The organism is Helicobacter pylori NQ4053 (assembly GCF_000274605.1).
Taxonomy (GTDB): domain Bacteria; phylum Campylobacterota; class Campylobacteria; order Campylobacterales; family Helicobacteraceae; genus Helicobacter; species Helicobacter pylori_CV.
Map to the genome: position 1 here is coordinate 169,023 of NZ_AKNV01000003.1, position 20,162 is coordinate 189,184.

17 protein-coding genes are annotated in these 20,162 nt (G+C 40.3%); 12 read left to right on the forward strand and 5 right to left on the reverse strand.

The annotated features are described in order from the left end of the window. Positions 1-29: 29 nt before the first annotated feature. From aspS to ppa, 4 genes are read left to right on the forward strand one after another with little or no spacing between them, the layout of a single operon-like run. A complete protein-coding gene (gene aspS, locus AYS37_RS02680) occupies positions 30-1,763 on the forward strand; it encodes an aspartate--tRNA ligase (protein ID WP_001256408.1) in 1,734 nt (577 codons plus the stop codon). 16 nt (positions 1,764-1,779) lie between these two features. Then, entirely contained in the window at positions 1,780-2,355 is a 576-nt protein-coding gene (locus AYS37_RS02685; protein ID WP_000811234.1) for an adenylate kinase, read from the forward strand. A gap of 24 nt (positions 2,356-2,379) precedes the next feature. Continuing rightward, positions 2,380-3,657, forward strand: coding sequence for a glycosyltransferase family 25 protein (locus AYS37_RS02690; protein ID WP_000580759.1), 1,278 nt, complete (start codon positions 2,380-2,382; stop codon positions 3,655-3,657). Positions 3,658-3,708: 51 nt separating this feature from the next. Further along, positions 3,709-4,230 (forward strand): inorganic diphosphatase, encoded by a 522-nt coding sequence (gene ppa / locus AYS37_RS02695; RefSeq protein WP_001046997.1) that lies wholly within the window; start codon positions 3,709-3,711, stop codon positions 4,228-4,230. 158 nt (positions 4,231-4,388) lie between these two features. On the opposite strand, the gene AYS37_RS02700 is transcribed toward ppa, so the two are convergent. The 4 genes from AYS37_RS02700 to AYS37_RS02715 are packed head-to-tail and all read right to left on the reverse strand — an operon-like array spanning position 4,389 to position 9,483. After that, on the reverse strand, positions 4,389-6,641 hold the full coding sequence (locus AYS37_RS02700; protein WP_001063704.1) for an endonuclease MutS2: 2,253 nt from the start codon (positions 6,639-6,641) through the stop codon (positions 4,389-4,391). Between the two features lie 7 nt (positions 6,642-6,648). Beyond that, the gene (locus AYS37_RS02705) at positions 6,649-7,014 is read right to left on the reverse strand and encodes a hypothetical protein (protein ID WP_000500501.1); all 366 of its coding nucleotides are present in this window, start codon (positions 7,012-7,014) and stop codon (positions 6,649-6,651) included. After that, positions 7,014-8,363 (reverse strand): UDP-N-acetylmuramate--L-alanine ligase, encoded by a 1,350-nt coding sequence (gene murC, locus AYS37_RS02710; protein WP_000894719.1) that lies wholly within the window; start codon positions 8,361-8,363, stop codon positions 7,014-7,016. Before murC ends, AYS37_RS02705 begins: the two co-directional genes overlap by 1 nt. Continuing rightward, complete coding sequence (locus tag AYS37_RS02715) at positions 8,356-9,483, reverse strand: succinyldiaminopimelate transaminase (protein WP_000142305.1); 1,128 nt, start codon at positions 9,481-9,483, stop codon at positions 8,356-8,358. Before AYS37_RS02715 ends, murC begins: the two co-directional genes overlap by 8 nt. A 152-nt stretch (positions 9,484-9,635) precedes the next feature. Here AYS37_RS02715 and ispG point away from each other — a divergent pair, with 152 nt between their 5' ends. The 4 genes from ispG to AYS37_RS02735 all read left to right on the forward strand — a co-directional run bounded on the left by ispG (position 9,636) and on the right by AYS37_RS02735 (position 15,251). After that, on the forward strand, positions 9,636-10,715 hold the full coding sequence (gene ispG, locus AYS37_RS02720) for a flavodoxin-dependent (E)-4-hydroxy-3-methylbut-2-enyl-diphosphate synthase (protein WP_000892456.1): 1,080 nt from the start codon (positions 9,636-9,638) through the stop codon (positions 10,713-10,715). A 2-nt stretch (positions 10,716-10,717) separates the two neighbouring features. Beyond that, positions 10,718-11,923: a 2,3,4,5-tetrahydropyridine-2,6-carboxylate N-succinyltransferase gene (locus AYS37_RS02725; protein ID WP_000981163.1), complete on the forward strand. Its 1,206-nt coding sequence runs from the start codon at positions 10,718-10,720 to the stop codon at positions 11,921-11,923. A gap of 11 nt (positions 11,924-11,934) precedes the next feature. Next, the gene (locus tag AYS37_RS02730; RefSeq protein WP_000914890.1) at positions 11,935-12,993 is read left to right on the forward strand and encodes a tetratricopeptide repeat protein; all 1,059 of its coding nucleotides are present in this window, start codon (positions 11,935-11,937) and stop codon (positions 12,991-12,993) included. Positions 12,994-13,202: 209 nt separating this feature from the next. Then, the gene (locus AYS37_RS02735) at positions 13,203-15,251 is read left to right on the forward strand and encodes a DUF262 domain-containing protein (protein ID WP_000125498.1); all 2,049 of its coding nucleotides are present in this window, start codon (positions 13,203-13,205) and stop codon (positions 15,249-15,251) included. Between the two features lie 45 nt (positions 15,252-15,296). On the opposite strand, the gene mdaB is transcribed toward AYS37_RS02735, so the two are convergent. Continuing rightward, on the reverse strand, positions 15,297-15,881 hold the full coding sequence (mdaB, locus tag AYS37_RS02740) for an NADPH:quinone oxidoreductase MdaB (protein ID WP_000756724.1): 585 nt from the start codon (positions 15,879-15,881) through the stop codon (positions 15,297-15,299). 160 nt (positions 15,882-16,041) lie between these two features. On the opposite strand from mdaB, the gene AYS37_RS02745 reads away from it, so the two are divergent. From AYS37_RS02745 to hydD, 4 genes are read left to right on the forward strand one after another with little or no spacing between them, the layout of a single operon-like run. Further along, positions 16,042-17,196 carry a hydrogenase 1 small subunit gene (locus tag AYS37_RS02745; RefSeq protein ID WP_000499050.1) on the forward strand — a complete coding sequence of 385 codons (1,155 nt, stop codon included), beginning with the start codon at positions 16,042-16,044 and terminating at the stop codon, positions 17,194-17,196. Between the two features lie 9 nt (positions 17,197-17,205). Continuing rightward, entirely contained in the window at positions 17,206-18,942 is a 1,737-nt protein-coding gene (locus AYS37_RS02750) for a nickel-dependent hydrogenase large subunit (protein WP_000038049.1), read from the forward strand. A 12-nt stretch (positions 18,943-18,954) separates the two neighbouring features. Then, positions 18,955-19,629, forward strand: a complete 675-nt coding sequence (cybH, locus tag AYS37_RS02755) for a Ni/Fe-hydrogenase, b-type cytochrome subunit (RefSeq protein ID WP_000359884.1) — start codon at positions 18,955-18,957, stop codon at positions 19,627-19,629. Continuing rightward, positions 19,626-20,162 (forward strand): hydrogenase biosynthesis protein HydD, encoded by a 537-nt coding sequence (gene hydD, locus AYS37_RS02760; RefSeq protein ID WP_001290839.1) that lies wholly within the window; start codon positions 19,626-19,628, stop codon positions 20,160-20,162. The genes cybH and hydD overlap by 4 nt, the downstream gene beginning before the upstream one ends.

Below are 20,162 nucleotides of genomic sequence, written 5' to 3' on the forward strand. Positions count from 1 at the left end.
ATTTTTGTTTTAATTTAAAGGGATAAAACATGCGAAGTCATTTCTGCACAGAAATTAGTGAAAAAGATGTGGGTAAAATCATCAAAGTGGCCGGGTGGTGTAACACTTATAGAGACCATGGAGGCGTGGTTTTTATTGATTTAAGGGATAAAAGCGGTTTGGTGCAACTAGTCTGTGATCCTAGCTCTAAGGCTTATGAAAAGGCTTTAGAAGTCAGGAGTGAATTTGTGCTAGTGGCTAAAGGAAGAGTGCGTTTGAGAGGCGCTGGGTTAGAAAACCCTAAACTAAAAACGGGTAAAATTGAAATTGTTTTAGAAGAGTTAGTCATTGAAAATAAAAGCGCTACCCCACCGATTGAAATCGGCAATAAAAATGTGAATGAAGATTTGCGCTTGAAATACCGCTATTTGGATTTACGCTCTTTGAACGCTTATGAAATCTTTAAATTGCGCAGCGAAGTGGCTCTTATTACTCGTAACGCTTTAGCTCAAAAGGGCTTTTTAGAGATTGAAACCCCCATTTTGTCTAAAACCACGCCTGAGGGGGCTAGGGATTATTTAGTGCCAAGCAGGGTGCATGAGGGCGAATTTTTCGCGCTTCCCCAAAGCCCGCAATTGTTCAAACAGCTTTTAATGGTGGGGGGAATGGACAGGTATTTTCAAATCGCTCGTTGCTTTAGAGATGAAGATTTGAGGGCGGACAGGCAGCCAGAATTCACGCAGATTGATGCGGAAATGAGTTTTTGCGATGAAGATGATGTGATGGGCGTGGTGGAAGATTTGTTGCAAGAGATTTTTAAAGCGATTGGGCATACTATTTCTAAACCTTTTAAACGCATGCCTTATAAGGAAGCGATGGAAAATTACGGGAGCGATAAGCCGGATTTACGCTTTGAATTGCCTTTAATAGAAGTGGGGGATTGTTTTATGGACAGCTCAAACGCTATTTTTTCTAATATCGCAAAAGATCCTAAAAACAAACGCATTAAAGCTTTGAACGTTAAGGGGGCTGATGCGCTTTTTAGCCGCAGCGTTTTAAAAGAATTAGAAGAATTTGTACGCCAATTTGGGGCTAAAGGCTTGGCGTATTTGCAGATTAAAGAAGATGGGATTAAAGGGCCTTTAGTTAAATTTTTGAGCGAAAAGGGGCTTAAAAATATTTTAGAAAAGACTGATGCACAAGTTGGGGATATTGTCTTTTTTGGAGCCGGGGATAAAAAAATCGTGTTAGATTACATGGGGCGTTTGCGCTTGAAGGTGGCTGAAACGCTTGATTTGATTGATAAAGACGCTTTGAATTTTTTATGGGTGGTCAATTTCCCCATGTTTGAAAAAACCGAAAACGGCTATCATGCCGCGCACCACCCCTTTACGATGCCTAAAAATATAGAATGCGAAGACATAGAAGAAATTGAAGCGCATGCGTATGATGTGGTGCTTAATGGCGTGGAGCTTGGTGGGGGAAGCATAAGGATTCATAAAGAAGAAATGCAAAAAAAAGTCTTTGAAAAAATCAATATCCATGAAGAAGAAGCGCAAAAGAAATTTGGCTTTTTATTAGAAGCGCTAAAGTTTGGTGCTCCTCCTCATGGGGGCTTTGCGATAGGCTTTGATCGCTTGATCATGCTAATGACAAAATCTAGTAGCATTAGAGATGTGATCGCTTTCCCTAAAACGCAAAAAGCTTCATGCTTATTGACGAACGCGCCTAGCCCCATTAATGAAGAGCAACTAAGAGAATTACACATTCGCTTGAGAAAATAATTTAAAAGGATACGATATGAAACAACTATTTTTGATCATTGGAGCCCCAGGGAGTGGTAAAACCACTGACGCAGAGCTTATCGCTAAGAATAACAGCGAAACAATCGCTCATTTTTCTACCGGGGATTTACTAAGGGCTGAGAGCGCTAAAAAGACCGAGCGAGGCTTATTGATTGAGAAATTCACTTCTCAAGGCGAATTAGTGCCTTTAGAAATTGTGGTAGAAACGATCCTTGCAGCGATTAAAAGCTCTAGTAAAAGGATCATTTTAATTGATGGCTATCCTAGGAGCGTGGAGCAAATGCAAGCTTTGGATAAGGAATTGAACGCTCAAAACGAAGTGATCTTAAAAAGCGTGATTGAAGTAGAAGTGAACACAAACACCGCTAAAGAAAGGGTTTTAGGGCGCTCTAGGGGGGCTGATGACAATGAGGTGGTGTTTCATAACCGCATGCGGGTGTTTTTGGATCCGTTGGGTGAGATCCAAAATTTTTACAAGAATAAGAAGGTGTATAAAGCGATCGATGGGGAGAGAAGCATTGAAGAAATCGTGAATGAAATGCAAAAATATATTTTGTCTTTTGCGAATTAAAATGCGTTCCAAAGAGAATGATCTGTGATTGGTGTCTATATCATTTCTTTAAAAGAAAGTCAAAGGCGTTTGGATACTGAAAAACTCGTTTCAGAATCCAATGAAAAATTTAAAGGCCGTTGTGTTTTTCAAATCTTTGACGCTATTAGCCCTAAACATGAAGATTTTGAAAAATTCGTTCAAGAGCTTTATGATGCGCAAAGCATGTTAAAATCCGATTGGTTCCATTCTGATTATTGTTATCAAGAATTATTGCCCCAAGAATTTGGGTGCTATTTAAGCCATTATCTTTTATGGAAAGAATGCGTCAAAACAAACCAACCGGTCGTTATTTTAGAAGATGATGTAGCATTAGAGTCTAATTTCATGCAAGCCTTAGAAGATTGCTTGAAAAGCCCTTTTGATTTTGTGAGACTCTATGGGCATTATTGGGGAGGCCATAAAACCAACTTGCACGCTCTCCCTATCTATACAGAAACTGAAGAGGCTGAAGCGTCTATTGAAAATGATGAAGTTACCCCCCCCCCCAATCCCGCACAAGATACGCAACAAGACTCTATTATTGAAACGCAACAAGACCCTAAAGAACTACCTAATCCTTGCAAAATAGCACCCCAAAAAATCTCTTTTAATCCAGTGGTTTTTAGAAAAATTAAAAGAAAGCTCAACCGCTTTATTGGAAGCATTTTAGCTCGGACAGAAGTGTATAAGAAACTCACAGGAAAATACGATGAACTCACAGGAAAATACGATGAACTCACAGGAAAATACGATGAACTCACCAAAAAATACGATGATCTCAATAAGAATATTGCGGAAAAATACGACGAACTCATGGGAAAATACGAATCCTTATTGGCAAAAGAGGTAAACATCAAAGAGACTTTTTGGGAATCTCGTGCTGATAGTGAAAAAGAAGCACTATTTTTAGAGCATTTTTACCTCACCAGCGTGTATGTGGCCACTACGGCAGGCTACTATATCACGCCTAAGGGCGCTAAAACCTTTATAGAAGCCACGGAGCGTTTTAAAATCATAGAGCCGGTGGATATGTTTATGAACAATCCCACTTACCATGATGTTGCTAATCTAACTTATTTGCCTTGCCCTATTTCTTTAAACAAGCATGCTTTCAATAGCACCATTCAAAATGCAAAAAAGCCTGACATTTCATTAAAACCCCCTAGAAAATCCTATTTTGATAATCTTTTTTACCATAAATTTAACGCTCAAAAGTGCTTAAAAGCCTTTCACAAATACAGCAAACAATACGCTCCTTTAAAAACCCCTAAAGAGGTTTAAAAAGAGCGGGCTTTATGTTAGAATAATTCTTTTTATTCAAAGGAGATTGCAATGAATTTAGACCAATTAGAAGTGAGCCATGACGCTGATTCTTTGTGCGTGGTGATTGAAATATCCAAGCATTCTAATATCAAATATGAATTGGATAAAGAAAGCGGGGCTTTAATGGTGGATAGGGTGCTTTATGGGGCGCAAAATTACCCCGCAAATTACGGCTTTGTGCCTAACACTTTAGGATCTGATGGCGACCCTGTAGATGCACTGGTTTTAAGCGATGTGGCTTTTCAAGCCGGAAGCGTGGTGAAAGCGCGCTTGGTTGGGGTTTTGAACATGGAAGATGAAAGCGGGATGGATGAAAAACTAATCGCTCTACCCATAGATAAGATCGATCCCACGCATTCCTATGTCAAAGATATTGATGATTTGTCCAAACACACTTTGGATAAAATCAAGCATTTTTTTGAAACTTACAAGGATTTAGAGCCTAATAAATGGGTGAAAGTCAAGGGGTTTGAAAACAAAGAGAGCGCGATTAAGGTTTTAGAGAAAGCCATAAAAGCCTATCAAGGCTAAAGATTTAAGGGTTTTGGCTCAATTAAGCGATAAAAGCCCTTTTTCAACGCTCTTTTAAAAAGGCTTTGTTCTCCATTAGGTGTTGGCACAAAATGGCTTTATAATTTAAAGCGGATTTTTATTTTTTATATTAATCCCCCATAAAAAAGTGCCAAAAACTACAATTTAACGATCTTAACCCCACTGCCGCCTAAATTAATGGGAGCGTCGCTAAAACTCACCACTTTAGGGTGGTTTTTTAGAAATTCTTTCACAAACTTTTCTAAAATCCCGCTCCCCTTGCCATGGCAAATCAGCACTTCTTCAAAGCCCCCTAAAAGCGCGTCGTTTAAAAAAGCATCTAGTAAATCCAGGGCCTCTTCGCTGCGTTGCCCCCTTAAATCAAGGCGCAAGCTCGCTTCTTTGGGTTTGGGGATGGTTGTTTTAGTGGGTTTGAATTTGTTTTTAGAGGGTTTTTGGATTTGTTTCAACCAACTCCCATGCGCTTTTAAGCGCATGCCAAGCTCGGTTTCTACCAAATAATAGCCCTTGTCTAAAATTTGTATAACCATCACGCTTTCATTTTTATAACGCGCTTTTTCGTTAGTTTGAAAGCTTGTTATTGTTTGTGGGATCTCTTGGTCTGTTTTATGCCTGTTTAAAATCTCGCTCGCTTTATGGATTTCTTTATGCATGGAGCTGGTATCTTTTGAAGCGACTTCGCTTTTTAAGATATTTAGGGCTTGTTGGTAGGATTTTTCCAATTCCAATTTTTTATGGTGAAAGATTTCTTTTTGTTTTTCCATTTCCAAAAGCCATGCGTTTTTTAAATCTTCTTGCTCTTTTAAAGCGTTCTCTAAACGTTCATTTTTTTGCTTCAATTCCCTTTCTAACGCACTGGAATTTTCAATCAAAACATTCAATTTTTCCTTATCTTCGCCATAGAAGGCTTTCGCTTTTTCAATCAAAAAATGCGGCACGCCATAGCGCAAAGCGGTTTCAAACGCATAGCTTTTGCCAATAACCCCTTTTAAAAAAGTGTAAGTGGGCCGTTCTTTTTCCTCATCATAAAGAGCGGCCAGTAATTCCACTTCTTGGTTTTCTGCCATTAACACGCTCAAGCGTTTGTGGTGCGTGGTGATAATGATTTGGTTGTTTTGTTTGAGTAATTTTTCTAACAGGGTTTTATACAAACTGCTCGCTTCATCAGCGTCAGTCCCTAGCTCAATTTCATCAACGCCTAAAAGCATGTTTTCTTTGGATAAAAGAGCGCTAAATTGCTTCATTCTGCCGGCAAAAGTAGAGATATTGTTCGCGCTGTTTTGAGGGTCATTAATAATGGCGTGGATTTCTTTAAAATAGGGGATAATGGAATGATGAGCGTTGATTTTCATAGGAATAAGATGCTTGCTCAAAAACGCCGCGCTTAAAAGCGATTTTAAGAGCATGGTTTTCCCGCCCGCATTCACGCCGGTAACAGCGAGCATGGATTTTTCAAATTTCAAATTTAAGGGCTTTGGCTCTTTTAAAATGGGGTGCGAAAAGTTTTCTAAAATTATTTTTTTTTGCGTAAAGCTTGGCATGACAAATTCTAAATTGTAGGCTTTAGCGAAATTAAGCCGGGCTTGCAAGCTGTCTAAAAAATCAAATTCTTTAAAAAGGAATTTTAAAAATAAAAGATGTTTTTGCAAGCTACGGCTTAGAGTTTGGCACATTTCAACAATGCAACAATCTATTTCATTACCAATTTGGGCGATTTTTTGGGCGATTTTTTGCACGCTTTCAGGCAAAAGATAGAAATAGCCATTAGCGCTCCTTTCTAGCACAACGCCTTTGATCGCACTAGAAAACCCACTCTTTAATAAAAGGCATTCATAACCATGTTTAAGGTGGCTTTGCGTATCCACTAAATAAGGGGCAAGCTCTTTAGAGTGGGCGTAATGATGAATGATTTTTATACTCTCTTTTTTAAGGCGGTTCAAGCTTTCATTCAAAGCGTCTAGGGTAGCGTTCGCCCCTTGTTTGATTTGCCCTTCATCATCTAATAAAGCGATTAGATCGTTAAAAAAAGGGGGTAAAATAATAGCGTTAAGGCGTTCATGAAATTTTAAATGCGTGAAAGTTTTAAAAGCGTTTTGTAAAATGACAATGTAGCGCAATCGTTTGACAATCTCAAAAATTTCATCTAAATGGAGCGTCCCTAATTTGGTGAGTTTGATGACAATGAGATCGCTTTCTTTCACGCTTTTAGGAGTAGGCAAACCGATCGCATCCACTTCGTTTAAATAAGTGAAAGTTTGCTTGAGATCGTTTTCTAAAGCAATAGTATCTCTTTCTTTGGCAAAAAAGGTTTTAAAAAGAGCGATAAACTCTTTTAAATCCAGGCTTTCTTCTAGGGGTTTGGGTGGGGTATTATTATTATTATTATTCATTGGGGGTTCATTGGGGTTGGATTAAGGGATCTTTTTGAAGCGTCTGACAAGAATCCAAATCCACAAGAACGTCTTTCATAGGGGTTTGTTTTTTGCCTAAAAAGCTCAAAGTCCCGCTCACTAAATTAAAGGTTTGGTTATTGACTTTAATGCCTTTACACAACAGGGTTTCCCCCCTTAAAAACGCTCTTTGTAAAGCGATTTCTTGTTGGTTTTGCTGGTTTTGTTGATAAGTATAAACGCTGATGCTCGCTCCTATAATCCCTACGATTAAAAAAGCTAAAATCTTTTGTTTGGGGCTTGCTAAACCAAAATCCCTTAAAACTAAAAACAATAAAATCAACGTTAAAAATAAAACAACCGCTGCACCCATTACATTTCGCCTCTCAATTGATAGGTAATATCCCCCGCTCCAAAGCCTATCACAAAGCCTTTTTCAATCGTTTCTACCACATTATCATTGACTAAGAGCTCTAAAAAATCCCCTTTTTTACGCACCCTGTCTATAAAGGTGGGGTTATAATGCTTAAAATGGGCTTTCAAATCAATGTCTCTTTTGACTTCACTCGCGCTATAAATGGGTAAAATGATCAATCTGTCGCAATGCTCTAAAAAACATTTTTTAAACTCTTCTAAATTGTCCATTAAGCGGGAGTATTTGTGCGCTTGCCAGATCACTACAATCTTTTCTTGCGTGTCCAATAAATCAGCATAAATCCTAGCGCTTTTTAAAGTGGCGCTGATTTCAGTGGGGTGGTGGGCGTAATCATCAATGAGGATGAGCGCGTTTTTTTGCAAAATATCAAAGCGTTTTTTAATGCCTTTGAAATTCAATAAATTATTTCTAATTTCTTCTAAATCCAATTCATCTAAAGCGCTTAAAATCGCTAAACTCGCATTCGTAGCGTTGTGTTCGCCTAACCCCCACACCAAAAAAGCCCCCAAATCTTTCAATTCAAATGAAGTGTAAGGCTCGCCGTCTTTTAAAATGTATTGGATATTATAAATGTCTTTTTTTTCTAAAACAATGGCGTCTTTAGAATAGTTTTGTAAAAAAGGATCTTCTTTATAGATCACTCTTTTTTGAGCATGGTCTAAAAAATATTTATAAGCGGAGAAAAAGCGCTCTAAATCGTGATTGTAATGCTCCAAATGTTCTGGCTCGGTGTTAGGCACAATCGCGCAAAAAGGGTTAGAAAATAAAAAACTTGAATCGCTTTCATCGGCTTCAAAAACTAAGCTCATATCCGCGCTCTCTCGCACATTGGAATCAAACTCTTTAGAATGCGCCCCAATGATCGCTCCAAAAGCGGGGCAAATCGCGCTCAACATGGCCGTGATACTGCTCTTTCCATGAGCCCCACACACGCTAAAAACGCGCTTGTCTTTAAGGATAGAATACAAAGCGTCTTTACGAGACAAAATAGGGATTTCTAATTCCTTAGCCCTTTGTATTTCGGTGTTGTCTTCTTTGATAATGGCTGAATGGATAATGACATCTTGATTATTGATCGCTTTTGGATCATGCGGGATATTAATCTCTACGCCTAAAGCTTTCAAATACTTAACGCTAGGGCTTATGGCAATATCAGATCCGCTGATCTTAGCCCCTTGCGCTTTAAGGTATTTGGCTAAGCCTGAAATACCAATCCCCCCTATACCGATAAAATGGATCTTGCAATCTTGTAAGTTTTTGAGTAAAACTTTTGGGGTTTCAAGCATGGTTTTCTCGATAAGTTTCTATGATTTCTAAAGGCTTTTCTAAAAGGGGGGTGTCATAGACAAGGGCTAAACGCACGTAGTCAGCGCCGATACGATTACGCCCTAAATACAAAGCCGGTAAAGTAATAATGCCTTCGTTTTGATAAAGCGTTTTGGCAAAATTTTCGCCATTTTTAACGGGCAGATACGCATAAAAACTATAAGGATAAATGAGCGTGTCTTTAAAGGTTTTTCGCGCCAGTTTCAAATTATTCGCATAAATATTGCGGAAAAATTCTGCATGCACATCATCTAGCCAAGCGATTTCACTAGCCTTTTGGATCGCATTAGCGCTCGTATAGCCTAAATAGGTGCGAAACGCTTTGTATTTTTCTAAAAGGCTGCTATCCCCAGCGATAAAACCACTCCTTAGACCTGGAGCGCTAGATCGTTTGGAGAGCGAATGGATAACCAAAACATTTTTAAACGCTTCATTATCAGCCAGCATGCAAGCTTCTAAAAGCGAAGGAGGAGGCGTGTTTTCATAAATTTCACTATAGCATTCATCATTGATTAAAATAAAATTATATTTCAAAGCGAGTTTGACCCAACCAATCAGCTCTTCTACAGAAAGGGTTCTTCCGGTGGGGTTGTTAGGGGAATTTAAAATCACTAAATCCACTTCTTGCAACTCCTTTTCATTCAAGCTTGGAGTGAAATGATTTTCTTTAGTTAAAGGCATTAAAAGGCTTTTAGCTTTGATAAATTTGGCCGCCCCTTCATAGATTTGATAAAAGGGGTTAGGGTAGGCGATGGTGGGGTTTTGATAATCAAATAAAACAAAGCTAGGGAAATTGAACAACACTTCCCTAGATCCTAGCGTAGAAACTAATTCGTTTTCTTTCAATTCTACCTTAAAACGGCGTTTAAAAAAACCTCTTTGAGCCTCTCTCAGACTTTCTTCAAATGCGCTTTTAGGGTAGATATTGAGCGAATGGGTGTGGTTTTTGAGGGCGTCTTGAATGAATTTAGGCGTTTCAAATTGTGGCTCGCCGATGCCTAAATCTAGCCCCTTTTTTTTAGGGGTGATCTCTTTAAACAAGGCTCTTAATCGTTCAAAAGGATAAGGCTCAAAGGTCATAGGGCTACTTTAATTTAAAATGGAATAGTTGATCTTACCTAAAATTTAAGCGTTTATCATTGAAAGCGTTAAAAAAGAGCGAAAGAGAGCATAAAAGAGAGCGCATAAAAGAGTATAATAGTGCATAAGAATTTAACTGATGAAGAGGTTTGATGCTAGAAAACAGAGTTAAGACCAAGCAAATTTTTATCGGTGGCGTCGCCATAGGAGGTGATGCTCCCATAAGCACGCAAAGCATGACCTTTAGTAAAACCGCTGATATTGAAAGCACTAAAAATCAAATTGACCGACTCAAACTCGCCGGGGCTGATTTAGTGAGGGTGGCGGTGAGTAATGAAAAGGACGCTCTAGCCTTAAAAGAATTGAAAAAAGTGTCTCCTTTGCCTTTAATCGCTGATATTCATTTCCATTATAAATTCGCTCTCATTGCCGCTCAAAGCGTTGATGCGATCAGGATTAACCCCGGAAACATCGGCTCTAAAGACAAAATCAAAGCGGTGGTTGATGCTTGTAAAGAAAAAAACATCCCTATAAGAATTGGTGTGAATGCCGGGAGTTTAGAAAAGCAGTTTGATCAAAAATACGGACCAACCCCAAAAGGCATGGTAGAAAGCGCTTTGTATAACGCCAAACTTTTAGAAGATTTGGATTTTACTGATTTTAAGATTTCTTTAAAAGCGAGCGATGTGATGCGCACCATAGAAGCTTATAGAATGTTACGCCCTCTTGTGATCTATCCTTTCCATTTGGGGGTTACTGAAGCGGGGAATCTTTTTAGCTCCAGTATCAAATCCGCCATGGCTTTAGGGGGGCTTTTAATGGAGGGCATTGGGGATACGATGCGCGTATCCATCACAGGGGAATTAGAAAATGAAATCAAAGTGGCTAGAGCGATTTTACGCCATAGCGGGCGTTTGAAAGAGGGGATTAATTGGATTTCTTGTCCCACTTGCGGGCGCATTGAAGCCAATTTAGTGGATATGGCGAGCAAGGTAGAAAAACGCCTGAGCCACATTAAAACCCCTTTAGACATTAGCGTGATGGGTTGCGTGGTGAACGCTTTAGGTGAAGCCAAACATGCAGACATGGCGATCGCTTTTGGGAATCGCAGCGGTTTGATCATTAAAGAGGGTAAAGTCATTCACAAACTGGCTGAAAAGGATTTGTTTGAAACCTTTGTCATAGAAGTGGAAAATCTAGCTAAAGAAAGAGAAAAAAGTTTAAAGGATTAGGCATGATGAATAAATTTAAAAATTTTGTGAGCAACTACCAGCAATCTAATAACTATAAAGAGCCTTTAGGTTTTGGCATTGCCAGAGTGGATATTGCCCCTATTTCTAAAAAGATTTTATGCGCCACTTACCCCGTTTTGAACTGGAAAGAGGAAAATCTAGGCTCTTATGCGGTGTTTTGCAACTCGCTTTCTAAAGACAAAATCCTAAAAGAGAGCGCGAGCGAGCGCGTCGTTGAGATTGATGAAAGTTTTGTGTTAAAAGCGCTAGAGTTTTACACGCCCTTTTTGAATGAAGCCTACTCTAATAAAATGGCTCATAAGAATATCCAAGTGGTTTTAGAGCTTTTAAAGGCTTTAGAGGAAAATCGTTTGAAAAATAATAATGGGGAGTCTCTTTATCGCTTGGTGATCTTGTATGAAGATAAGCCTTGTGAGAGCGTGGAGAGCGCGTATATGAAACTTTTAGCGCTTTCTTTAGGGAAAGCCCCTTTGAGGAGTTTGAATTTAGAGGGCATTTTTAACCAACTTTCTAATGCGGCTTGGAGCGGTAACAAGCCTTATGAATTAGAATGGCTCAGAACGAACGAAGTGGCTTTAAAAATGCGAGGCAATTTCCCTAGCATTGATTTTATAGATAAATTCCCACGCTATTTGATGCAATTAATCCCTGAGTTTGACAATATCCGCTTACTGGATAGCTCAAAAACGCGCTTTGGGGCGTATTTAGGGACCGGAGGCTATACTCAAATGCCCGGGGCGAGTTATGTGAATTTTAACGCAGGGGCTATGGGAGTATGCATGAATGAGGGGCGCATTTCTTCATCGGTGGTGGTTGGAGAAGGCACTGATATTGGTGGGGGAGCGAGTGTTTTAGGCGTTTTAAGCGGAGGGAATAACAACCCTATTAGCATCGGGAAAAATTGTCTGTTAGGGGCTAATAGCGTTACCGGCATTAGTTTAGGCGATGGCTGTATTGTGGATGCAGGCGTTGCGATTTTAGCTGGGAGCGTGATAGAAATTGAAGAAAATGAGTTTAAAAAACTTTTAGAAGTGAATAGCGCTTTAGAAAAACATGCCAATAATCTCTACAAGGGCAAAGAGCTTTCCGGAAAAAATGGCGTGCATTTTCGTTCCAATAGCCAAAATGGCAAGCTGATCGCTTTTAGGAGCGTGAAAAAAATTGAGTTGAATCAAAACCTGCATTAAGGATTAAAAGAATGCTCAAAAAAAGTTTGTTATTGCTTGTTTTTTTAGTCTTACAGCTTAGCGGCGCTGAAGAAAACAATCAAGCCCCAAAAAACACGCCCCCTGAATTAAACCCCGCTAACGCTAAGGGCGTGCCAAACCCTAACACCCAGATCACCCCTAAAAACGATAACTCTAACCTGTTAGACAAATTAGGTTCGCCTGAAAACGCTCAAACCGAGCTTTCTGCCGGTATTGATTTGGCTAAAAAGGGCGATTATCAAGGGGCTTTCAAGCTTTTTTCCCAATCGTGCGATAACGGCAATGCGGCCGGGTGTTTTGCAGTGGGGGCGATGTATGCTAATGGGGTAGGGATCCAAACCAACAGACTAAAAGCCGCTCGCTATTATGAAATGGGTTGCAGTGGGGGCGATGCGACCGCTTGCGCGAATCTGGCTCAAATGTATGAAAACAAGAAAAATGCGGATACGAACGATAAAGAAAACGCTTTGCAATTGTATGCGGTGGCTTGTCAAGGGGGGGATATGCTCGCATGCAATAATTTGGGGTGGATGTTTGCTAACGGGAGTGGGGTCCCAAAAGATTATTACAAAGCGATAAGTTATTATAAATTTTCATGCGAAAATGGGAATGATATGGGGTGCTATAATTTGGGCTTGATGTCTAACGTGAATAATATTTATGGCATTGATAAGGCCCAGCTCAGTCAAGTGGATTTGAATTATTTGGCTTGTAACGCGGGGGATATGATGGGGTGCGCGAATTTAGGCTGGATTTATGCGAATGGGGATTTAGGGGCTCCGTTAAATAACCACTATGCGGCGAAGTATTTTCAAATGGCATGCGATGGGGGGATTTTGGGGAGCTGTAACAATTTAGGCGTGCTGTATCAAAAGGGTTTAGGCGTGCCTCAAGACGATCAAAGGGCTTTGGATTTGTTCTCGTATGCATGCGATAATGGTTTTGAGTCAAGTTGTCGTAATTACGGGAATTTCAAAGAGCATTTATTGCGCGTGAACCCTAATTACGGGCGCTTGTTCATGCCATACAATTCTTATGAGATACCCTAGTAGGGGTATTTTGAAATCATTCTCGCTCCCATTAACTAAAACCCCCAAAAGATCGCATTTTTAAGAGATTACTACTTGCTTTGCGCAAAGCTCTTTTATCTTTTTTTGGATAAATTCAGCCACAAATTGCTACTTTTTCAAAAATTTAAGTTCTTTTTTTTTTGATTTAATACTCGGTGTGATTTTAATCTTATTTAAAAGGAAAAGCTATGACAGCGAAAGAAAGCACCGTTAACGACTTTTTTGCCTTAACAGGCACGATATTTTCTATCCCTGTATACCAGAGGAACTACACTTGGGAAGAAGAAAATTGTAAAAAATTACTGCAAGATATTATCGGTATTTCTCAAAATAAAAAAACGCATTTCATGGGTTCTATCACTTATATTTTGCATTGGATTGATGATGAAAAGAGCTTAAGGAAACTGCAAGAATTTGTCATCATTGACGGGCAGCAAAGGATTACCACCATCATGCTTTTGCTTAAAGCTATAGAGACCAAGATACCAAATGAAGAGATAAAAAAAGAGATTGACGGACTGCTCAATCTTACAGGACAAAGGCTGCGCCTAAAGCCCATTAAAAGCGACAAAGAAGCCTTTGATCTTGTCATGCAAAATCGATCGCATGAAATACAAGGCGTATCACACATCAGGAATAATTATAAATTTTTCACCAAAGAGCTTGACAATTATATCAGCAAAGGGTATCGCATAGAAGAGATTTATGGCGCGTTTTTGCGGCTTAAAATCGTAGCCGTAGGATTGGAGTTAGGCGAAGACGATCCGCAAGTGGTGTTTGAAAGCATTAACGCCACGGGCGTGCAATTAAAAGGGCTGGATCTCATCCGCAACTACCTGATGATGGGGGAAAATTCTCTCAGACAGAAACACCTTTATGAGACCTATTGGGTGCCTTTAGAAAATTGGCTTGGCGAAAAGGATTTGAATGATTTTATCAAAACCTATTTAAGAATCTATTTTGAGGATAGATTTAAGGAGGGAGAGCGTGAAGTGTATTACGCGCTAAAAGCCCACCACAGAGACAATTTCTCTGATGATATACAAGGTCTTATGAGCGATATGCGTGAATATGGCAGAATCTATCAAATCTTTTTAGACAGAGATCATTATTTTTTACATCGTGGAGACCCGCAACAGTTAGCGAATTTACGCCTGCGCATTAAAGATCTTGTGAAAATCAAATTTGGCGTGGCAAAGCCCTTTGTTTTGCGTTGCGCCAGAGACTTTGAAGAAGGCAAATTGGATTATGAAAATTTCTGCGAAATTTTGCAAATCCTTACCAGCTACTTCGTGCGCCGAAGCGTGTGCGGGGATTCTTCCCCTACGCTTACCAGAGTTCTTTATTCTTTATACAGACAGCTAGGAGAAAATGTTTCAGCCGATGCGTTGAAGCGGTATTTGGGCAAGAGTGTTGGTCAAACGGCGTTCCCTAATGACGATCGCATTAAAGCGGCGTTTCTTGTGCGTAACGCTTATGCAACAAATTATGTGTGCAAGTTCATTTTGCTTGAGATAGAAAAGCTAAGCAACGCCGAACCGCCAAGAGAAGAAAATCTAGAAGTGGAGCATTTCTACCCCAAAACCCCCACCCAAGAATGGCGCGATAGGGTGGGGGATTATTTCACTTTTGAGCAAGACTACCTCCATAATTTTGGGAATCTAACCCTATCAGGGCAAAATCAAAAGCTTAGCAACAAACCTTACGAGGCAAAAATTGCGCTTATGGAACAATACAGCTCCTTGCATTTAAACGACTATTTCACCAATAACACCCATTCTTGGGGGATAGAGGAAGTGAGAGCTAGGAGCGAATATTTAGCGGATCAATTTTGTCAAGTGGGATTGTTTAAAGATTTGCCTAAAGAATACCGCGAAAGAGAGATTAATAAAACCCTTGATGATGACTTAACTTCCCATAATCTTCAAAGTGTTAAGCTCCCCAATCATCAAAGGAAAATAACAAGAAACGCTAAGGAATTGGCTAGCACTGTCATAGACTACTTGCTAGAAAACGCCAGAGAAGCCTTTGAAAGCTACACAGACGATGAGTCTCAAAGATATATTTGTTGGGATAAAGCAAAAGCGCAATTAAGGGATAGAGATGGCACTCTTGTTGTGCCTTTTGAAAAATACGGATTCTATTTTGTAAGCAATGCGAGTTATCAAACGGTGGGCAGTAATCTTAAAGATCTCATCTTAGGTTGCGATCTCAATCCTAAAGACTTTATTGTGTAACAAACAAGCCCCCCAAAGAAATGGGGGGTTAAAAAAATTTTAAAATCACTTACCAAAAGCTTGGTGCAAATGCGTGGTTAGGGAGTTAAGATACTGCTCCACTTGGGGGTTTTTCACCACATCGTTGCAAATAAAAGTAGGCAACGCTGAAAGCCCTAAAAACTGGAAAGCCTTATGCAAATGCAAATACACAACATCCACACCCACCCCTTCAAAAAATTCACTAGGATCGTTAAAGGCTTCAATGGGAGCGTTCCAGGTCAAGCTCAACATGTATTTTTTGCCTTGCATCAAGCCCCCTTTCCCGTAGTTTTTAGTGGGGTTTTGCGAACTCCTGCCATCGCTAGCATAAAGCTTCCCATGCCCTGAAGTGAAGACTTCATCAATGTATTTTTTCACAATCCAAGGCTCTCCCATCCACCAGCCAGGCATTTGCCAAATCGTCGCATCAGCGTTAAAGACTTTCTCCACTTCTTGAGCATGTTCATAGCCTTTATCCACGATTGTTGTATCCACTTCTAGCCCTAAAGATTCTAGAGTCTTTTTTGCATGGTTGGTCAAAGTTTCATTGAGTTTCCCCCCAGAGCTCCCGAACGCTTTGGCCCCGTTAATGATGAGTACTTTTTTCATTTTGTTCCTTTTTTAATAAAATAGGGGGGAATTCTATCCAAATGAAACTTAATGTTAAAGAAATTCCTTTCATCTAAAATAAAAGTTAAAAAATAATCAATTGCAGCTTTATTATTTTTATTATGTTAAGATAATGAAAATTTCCAATTAAGGAGTGGTCATGTTCTACGATGAAAAAAAGACCTATCAAAAGATTGAAGAACGCCTTGAGATAGTCAGCTCGTTTAACGCTCATAACGAGCATAAAAACTTGCAAGACGAGTTTAAAGGTGCGGGTATTTCTAGGCGTGATTTATTGAAATGGGCGGGCATGATGAGTGCGACTCTAGCTTTACCGGCTAGTTTTGCTCCCTTGACTTTGAAAGCGGTAGAAGTGGCTAACAGATTGCCTGTGATTTGGTTGCACATGGCAGAATGCACTGGCTGTAGCGAGAGCTTATTAAGGAGTGCAGACCCCACTATTGATAGCATTATCTTTGATTACATCAACTTAGAATACCATGAGACCATCATGGTAGCGAGCGGTTTTCAAGCTGAAAAAAGCTTGCATGACGCCATAGAAAAGCACAAAAACAATTACATTTTAATGGTAGAAGGCGGTATCCCCCAAGGCACAGAATATTTTCTCACTCAAGGCCCAAACGCTGAAACGGGGGCTGAAGAATGCAGGAAAGCCGCCAAATACGCAGCCGCTATTTTTGCCATAGGCACATGCTCAAGTTTTGGGGGCGTTCAAGCGGCTTACCCTAACCCCTCTAACGCGCAACCCTTGCATAAAATCATTGATAAACCCGTGATCAATGTTCCCGGTTGCCCACCTAGTGAAAAAAATATCGTGGGCAATGTGCTTTATTACTTGATGTTTGGGGCTCTCCCTAAATTGGATGCGTATAACCGCCCCTCTTGGGCTTATGGGAACAGGATTCATGATTTGTGCGAAAGGAGAGGGCATTTTGATGCGGGCGAGTTTGTGGAGCATTTTGGCGATGAAAACGCTAAAAGGGGTTTTTGTTTGTATAAAATGGGCTGTAAAGGGCCTTACACTTTCAACAATTGCTCCAAACTCCGCTTTAATTCACACACTTCTTGGCCCATAGGCGCAGGGCATGGGTGCATAGGGTGTTCTGAGCCTAATTTTTGGGATACGATGAGTCCTTTTGAAGAGCCTTTAGCGAATCGCTCCATTAAAACCGCCTTTGACGGATTAGGGGCTGATAAAGTAGCGGATAAAGTCGGCACGACTTTACTCAGCGCAACCGCTATTGGCATTGCCGCACATGCACTCCTTTCTAAAGCGATCAAAAACAAAGAGTAAGGGATTAACATGTCAAAAAAAATCGTAGTCGATCCTATCACTAGGATTGAGGGGCATTTAAGGATTGAGGTGATCGTAGATGATGATAATGTGATCACCGATGCGTTTTCTTCTTCTACGCTTTTTAGGGGGCTAGAGACGATCATTAAGGGCAGAGACCCACGAGACGCGGGCTTTATCGCTCAAAGGATTTGCGGGGTATGCACTTATTCGCATTATAAGGCTGGTATCACTGCGGTAGAAAACGCTCTAGGCATCACCCCCCCATTAAACGCGCAATTGGTGCGATCTTTGATGAACATGGCATTGCTTTTTCATGACCATGTGGTGCATTTCTATACTTTGCATGGGCTTGATTGGTGCGATATTATGAGCGCTTTAAAAGCCGATCCCATTCAAGCGGCAAAACTCTCTTTCAAATACAGCCCTTATCCCATTAATACCGGTGCCGGCGAATTAAAAGCGGTTCAAAAACGCTTGAATGATTTCGCTAAAGGTGGATCTTTAGGGCCTTTTAGTAATGGCTACTATGGGCATAAAACCTATCGTTTGAGTCCGGAACAAAATTTAATCGTTTTAAGCCACTACCTCAAGCTTTTAGAAATCCAAAGGGAAGCGGCGAAAATGACCGCTATTTTTGGGGCCAAACAGCCTCACCCACAAAGCTTAACGGTAGGGGGTGTTACGAGTGTTATGGATATATTGGATCCGACGAGATTGGCTGAATGGAAGAGTAAGTTTGAAGTGGTGGCTAATTTTATCAACCATGCTTACTACCCTGATTTGGTGATGGCAGGCGAAATGTTCGCTAACGAACAATCTGTCATCAAAGGTTGCGGTTTAAGGAATTTTATCGCTTATGAAGAAGTGTTGCTCGGGAAGGATAAATACCTTTTGAGTAGTGGGGTGGTGCTTGATGGGGATATTTCTAAATTACACCCCATTGATGAGAGTTTGATTAAAGAAGAGGTTACGCATTCTTGGTATCAATATGAGAACACTAAAGAAGTGCAACTCCACCCTTATGACGGGCAAACTAACCCGCATTATACCGGTTTAAAAGACGGCGAGAGCGTGGGGATTGAAAATAAAATCATCCCTGCTAAAGTGCTTGACACTAAAAATAAATATTCTTGGATAAAATCGCCCAGATACGATAGTAAGCCCATGGAAGTAGGCCCTTTAAGTTCCGTAGTGGTAGGTTTAGCGGCGAAAAACCCTTATGTTACTGAAGTGGCTACGAAGTTTTTAAAAGACACTAAACTGCCTTTAGAGGCGTTGTTTTCAACGCTTGGGCGCACAGCTGCAAGGTGTATTGAAGCTAAAACGATTGCTGATAATGGCCTTTTGGCGTTTGATGCACTAGTGGAAAATCTAAAAAGCGATCAAAGCACTTGCGCTCCTTATCACATTGATAAAAATCAAGAATATAAAGGGCGCTACATTGGTCAAGTGCCAAGGGGCATGCTAAGCCATTGGGTGCGTATTAAAAACGGCGTGGTGGAAAATTATCAAGCGGTAGTGCCTTCTACTTGGAATGCGGGGCCTAGAGATTCTCAAAATCAAAAGGGGGCTTATGAAATGAGCTTGATTGGCACTAAAATCGCTGATTTAACCCAGCCTTTAGAAATCATTAGGACTATCCATTCTTTTGACCCATGCATCGCATGCTCCGTGCACGTGATGGATTTTAAAGGGCAGTCTTTAAACGAGTTTAAAGTAGAGCCTAATTTCGCTAAATTCTAAAAAGGGTTACGCATGGATAAAATGAATAAGGTCGTCTTACACAAAGAGTATTCAGGTTTTGTGCGCTTTTTCCATTGGGTTAGGGCTTTGAGTATTTTCGCTCTAATCGCTACAGGGTTTTACATCGCTTACCCTTTTTTGCAGCCTAATTCCAGCTTTTATAAAGGGGTGTATCTTTTACAAGCTTATGTACGCTCTTTTCATGTCATGTTTGGGTTTTTGCTCATTAGCGCATTAATCTTTAGAACCTATCTTTTTTTCACTAAAGAAAGCTTAATGGAACGCAGGAGTTTTGGCCAACTTTTAAGCCCAAAAGCTTGGATTGATCAGATGAAATCGTATTTTCTTATCAGCGGCAAACCCCACACTAAAGGATTGTATAACCCTATCCAACTCGTGGCTTATTTCACTTTGGTTGTTTTGATCGTATTGATGAGTTTGAGCGGGATAGTGTTGTATTATAACGTCTATCATGAGGGGCTTGGGGCGTTTTTAGGGAGCGCTTTTAAGTGGTTTGAAGCGCTTTGTGGGGGGTTAGCGAACGTTCGTTTTATCCACCACTTAGCGACTTGGGGGTTTATTTTATTTGTCCCTGTGCATGTTTATATGGTGTTTTTCCATTCTATCAGGTATGATAGTTCGGGGGCGGATTCTATGATTAATGGCTATGGTTATACCAAAGAATGAGTGAAAAAATCCTAATTCTTGGCATTGGCAATATCCTTTTTGGCGATGAAGGGATTGGGGTGCATCTAGCCCACTACCTCAAAAGAAATTTTTCTTTTTTCCCTAGCGTGGATATTATAGATGGGGGGACTATGGCTCAGCAACTCATTCCTTTAATCACTTCGTATGAAAAGGTTTTGATTTTGGATTGCGTGAGCGCTGAAGGCGTTGAGATAGGATCAGTCTATGCCTTTGATTTTAAGGACGCCCCTAAAGAAATCACATGGGCTGGGAGCGCGCATGAAGTGGAAATGCTGCACACTTTAAGGCTCACGGAGTTTTTAGGGGATTTGCCTAAAACTTTTATCGTGGGGCTTGTGCCTTTTGTGATAGGGAGCGAGACCACTTTCAAGCTTTCAAGCGGAATGTTAAACGCTTTAGAAACAGCCTTAAAAGCCATAGAAACCCGACTCAACGCATGGGGGGTTAAAATGCAACGCACGGGCAATATCGCCTTAGATTGTATCGCCGAACTCTCTTATAAGGGTTTTTGA

What these genes read in the sequence shown, in the direction of transcription:
- AYS37_RS02745 (WP_000499050.1), top strand. Translation starts at nt 16,042, where the DNA reads ATGTTCTACGATGAAAAAAAGACCTATCAAAAGATTGAAGAACGCCTT.
- AYS37_RS02735 (WP_000125498.1), top strand. Translation starts at nt 13,203, where the DNA reads ATGACAGCGAAAGAAAGCACCGTTAACGACTTTTTTGCCTTAACAGGC.
- AYS37_RS02715 (WP_000142305.1), bottom strand. Translation starts at nt 9,483, where the DNA reads ATGACCTTTGAGCCTTATCCTTTTGAACGATTAAGAGCCTTGTTTAAA.
- hydD (WP_001290839.1), top strand. Translation starts at nt 19,626, where the DNA reads ATGAGTGAAAAAATCCTAATTCTTGGCATTGGCAATATCCTTTTTGGC.
- ispG (WP_000892456.1), top strand. Translation starts at nt 9,636, where the DNA reads ATGCTAGAAAACAGAGTTAAGACCAAGCAAATTTTTATCGGTGGCGTC.
- AYS37_RS02725 (WP_000981163.1), top strand. Translation starts at nt 10,718, where the DNA reads ATGATGAATAAATTTAAAAATTTTGTGAGCAACTACCAGCAATCTAAT.
- cybH (WP_000359884.1), top strand. Translation starts at nt 18,955, where the DNA reads ATGGATAAAATGAATAAGGTCGTCTTACACAAAGAGTATTCAGGTTTT.
- aspS (WP_001256408.1), top strand. Translation starts at nt 30, where the DNA reads ATGCGAAGTCATTTCTGCACAGAAATTAGTGAAAAAGATGTGGGTAAA.
- AYS37_RS02685 (WP_000811234.1), top strand. Translation starts at nt 1,780, where the DNA reads ATGAAACAACTATTTTTGATCATTGGAGCCCCAGGGAGTGGTAAAACC.
- AYS37_RS02700 (WP_001063704.1), bottom strand. Translation starts at nt 6,641, where the DNA reads ATGAATAATAATAATAATAATACCCCACCCAAACCCCTAGAAGAAAGC.
- AYS37_RS02730 (WP_000914890.1), top strand. Translation starts at nt 11,935, where the DNA reads ATGCTCAAAAAAAGTTTGTTATTGCTTGTTTTTTTAGTCTTACAGCTT.
- murC (WP_000894719.1), bottom strand. Translation starts at nt 8,363, where the DNA reads ATGCTTGAAACCCCAAAAGTTTTACTCAAAAACTTACAAGATTGCAAG.
- mdaB (WP_000756724.1), bottom strand. Translation starts at nt 15,881, where the DNA reads ATGAAAAAAGTACTCATCATTAACGGGGCCAAAGCGTTCGGGAGCTCT.
- AYS37_RS02750 (WP_000038049.1), top strand. Translation starts at nt 17,206, where the DNA reads ATGTCAAAAAAAATCGTAGTCGATCCTATCACTAGGATTGAGGGGCAT.
- AYS37_RS02705 (WP_000500501.1), bottom strand. Translation starts at nt 7,014, where the DNA reads ATGGGTGCAGCGGTTGTTTTATTTTTAACGTTGATTTTATTGTTTTTA.
- ppa (WP_001046997.1), top strand. Translation starts at nt 3,709, where the DNA reads ATGAATTTAGACCAATTAGAAGTGAGCCATGACGCTGATTCTTTGTGC.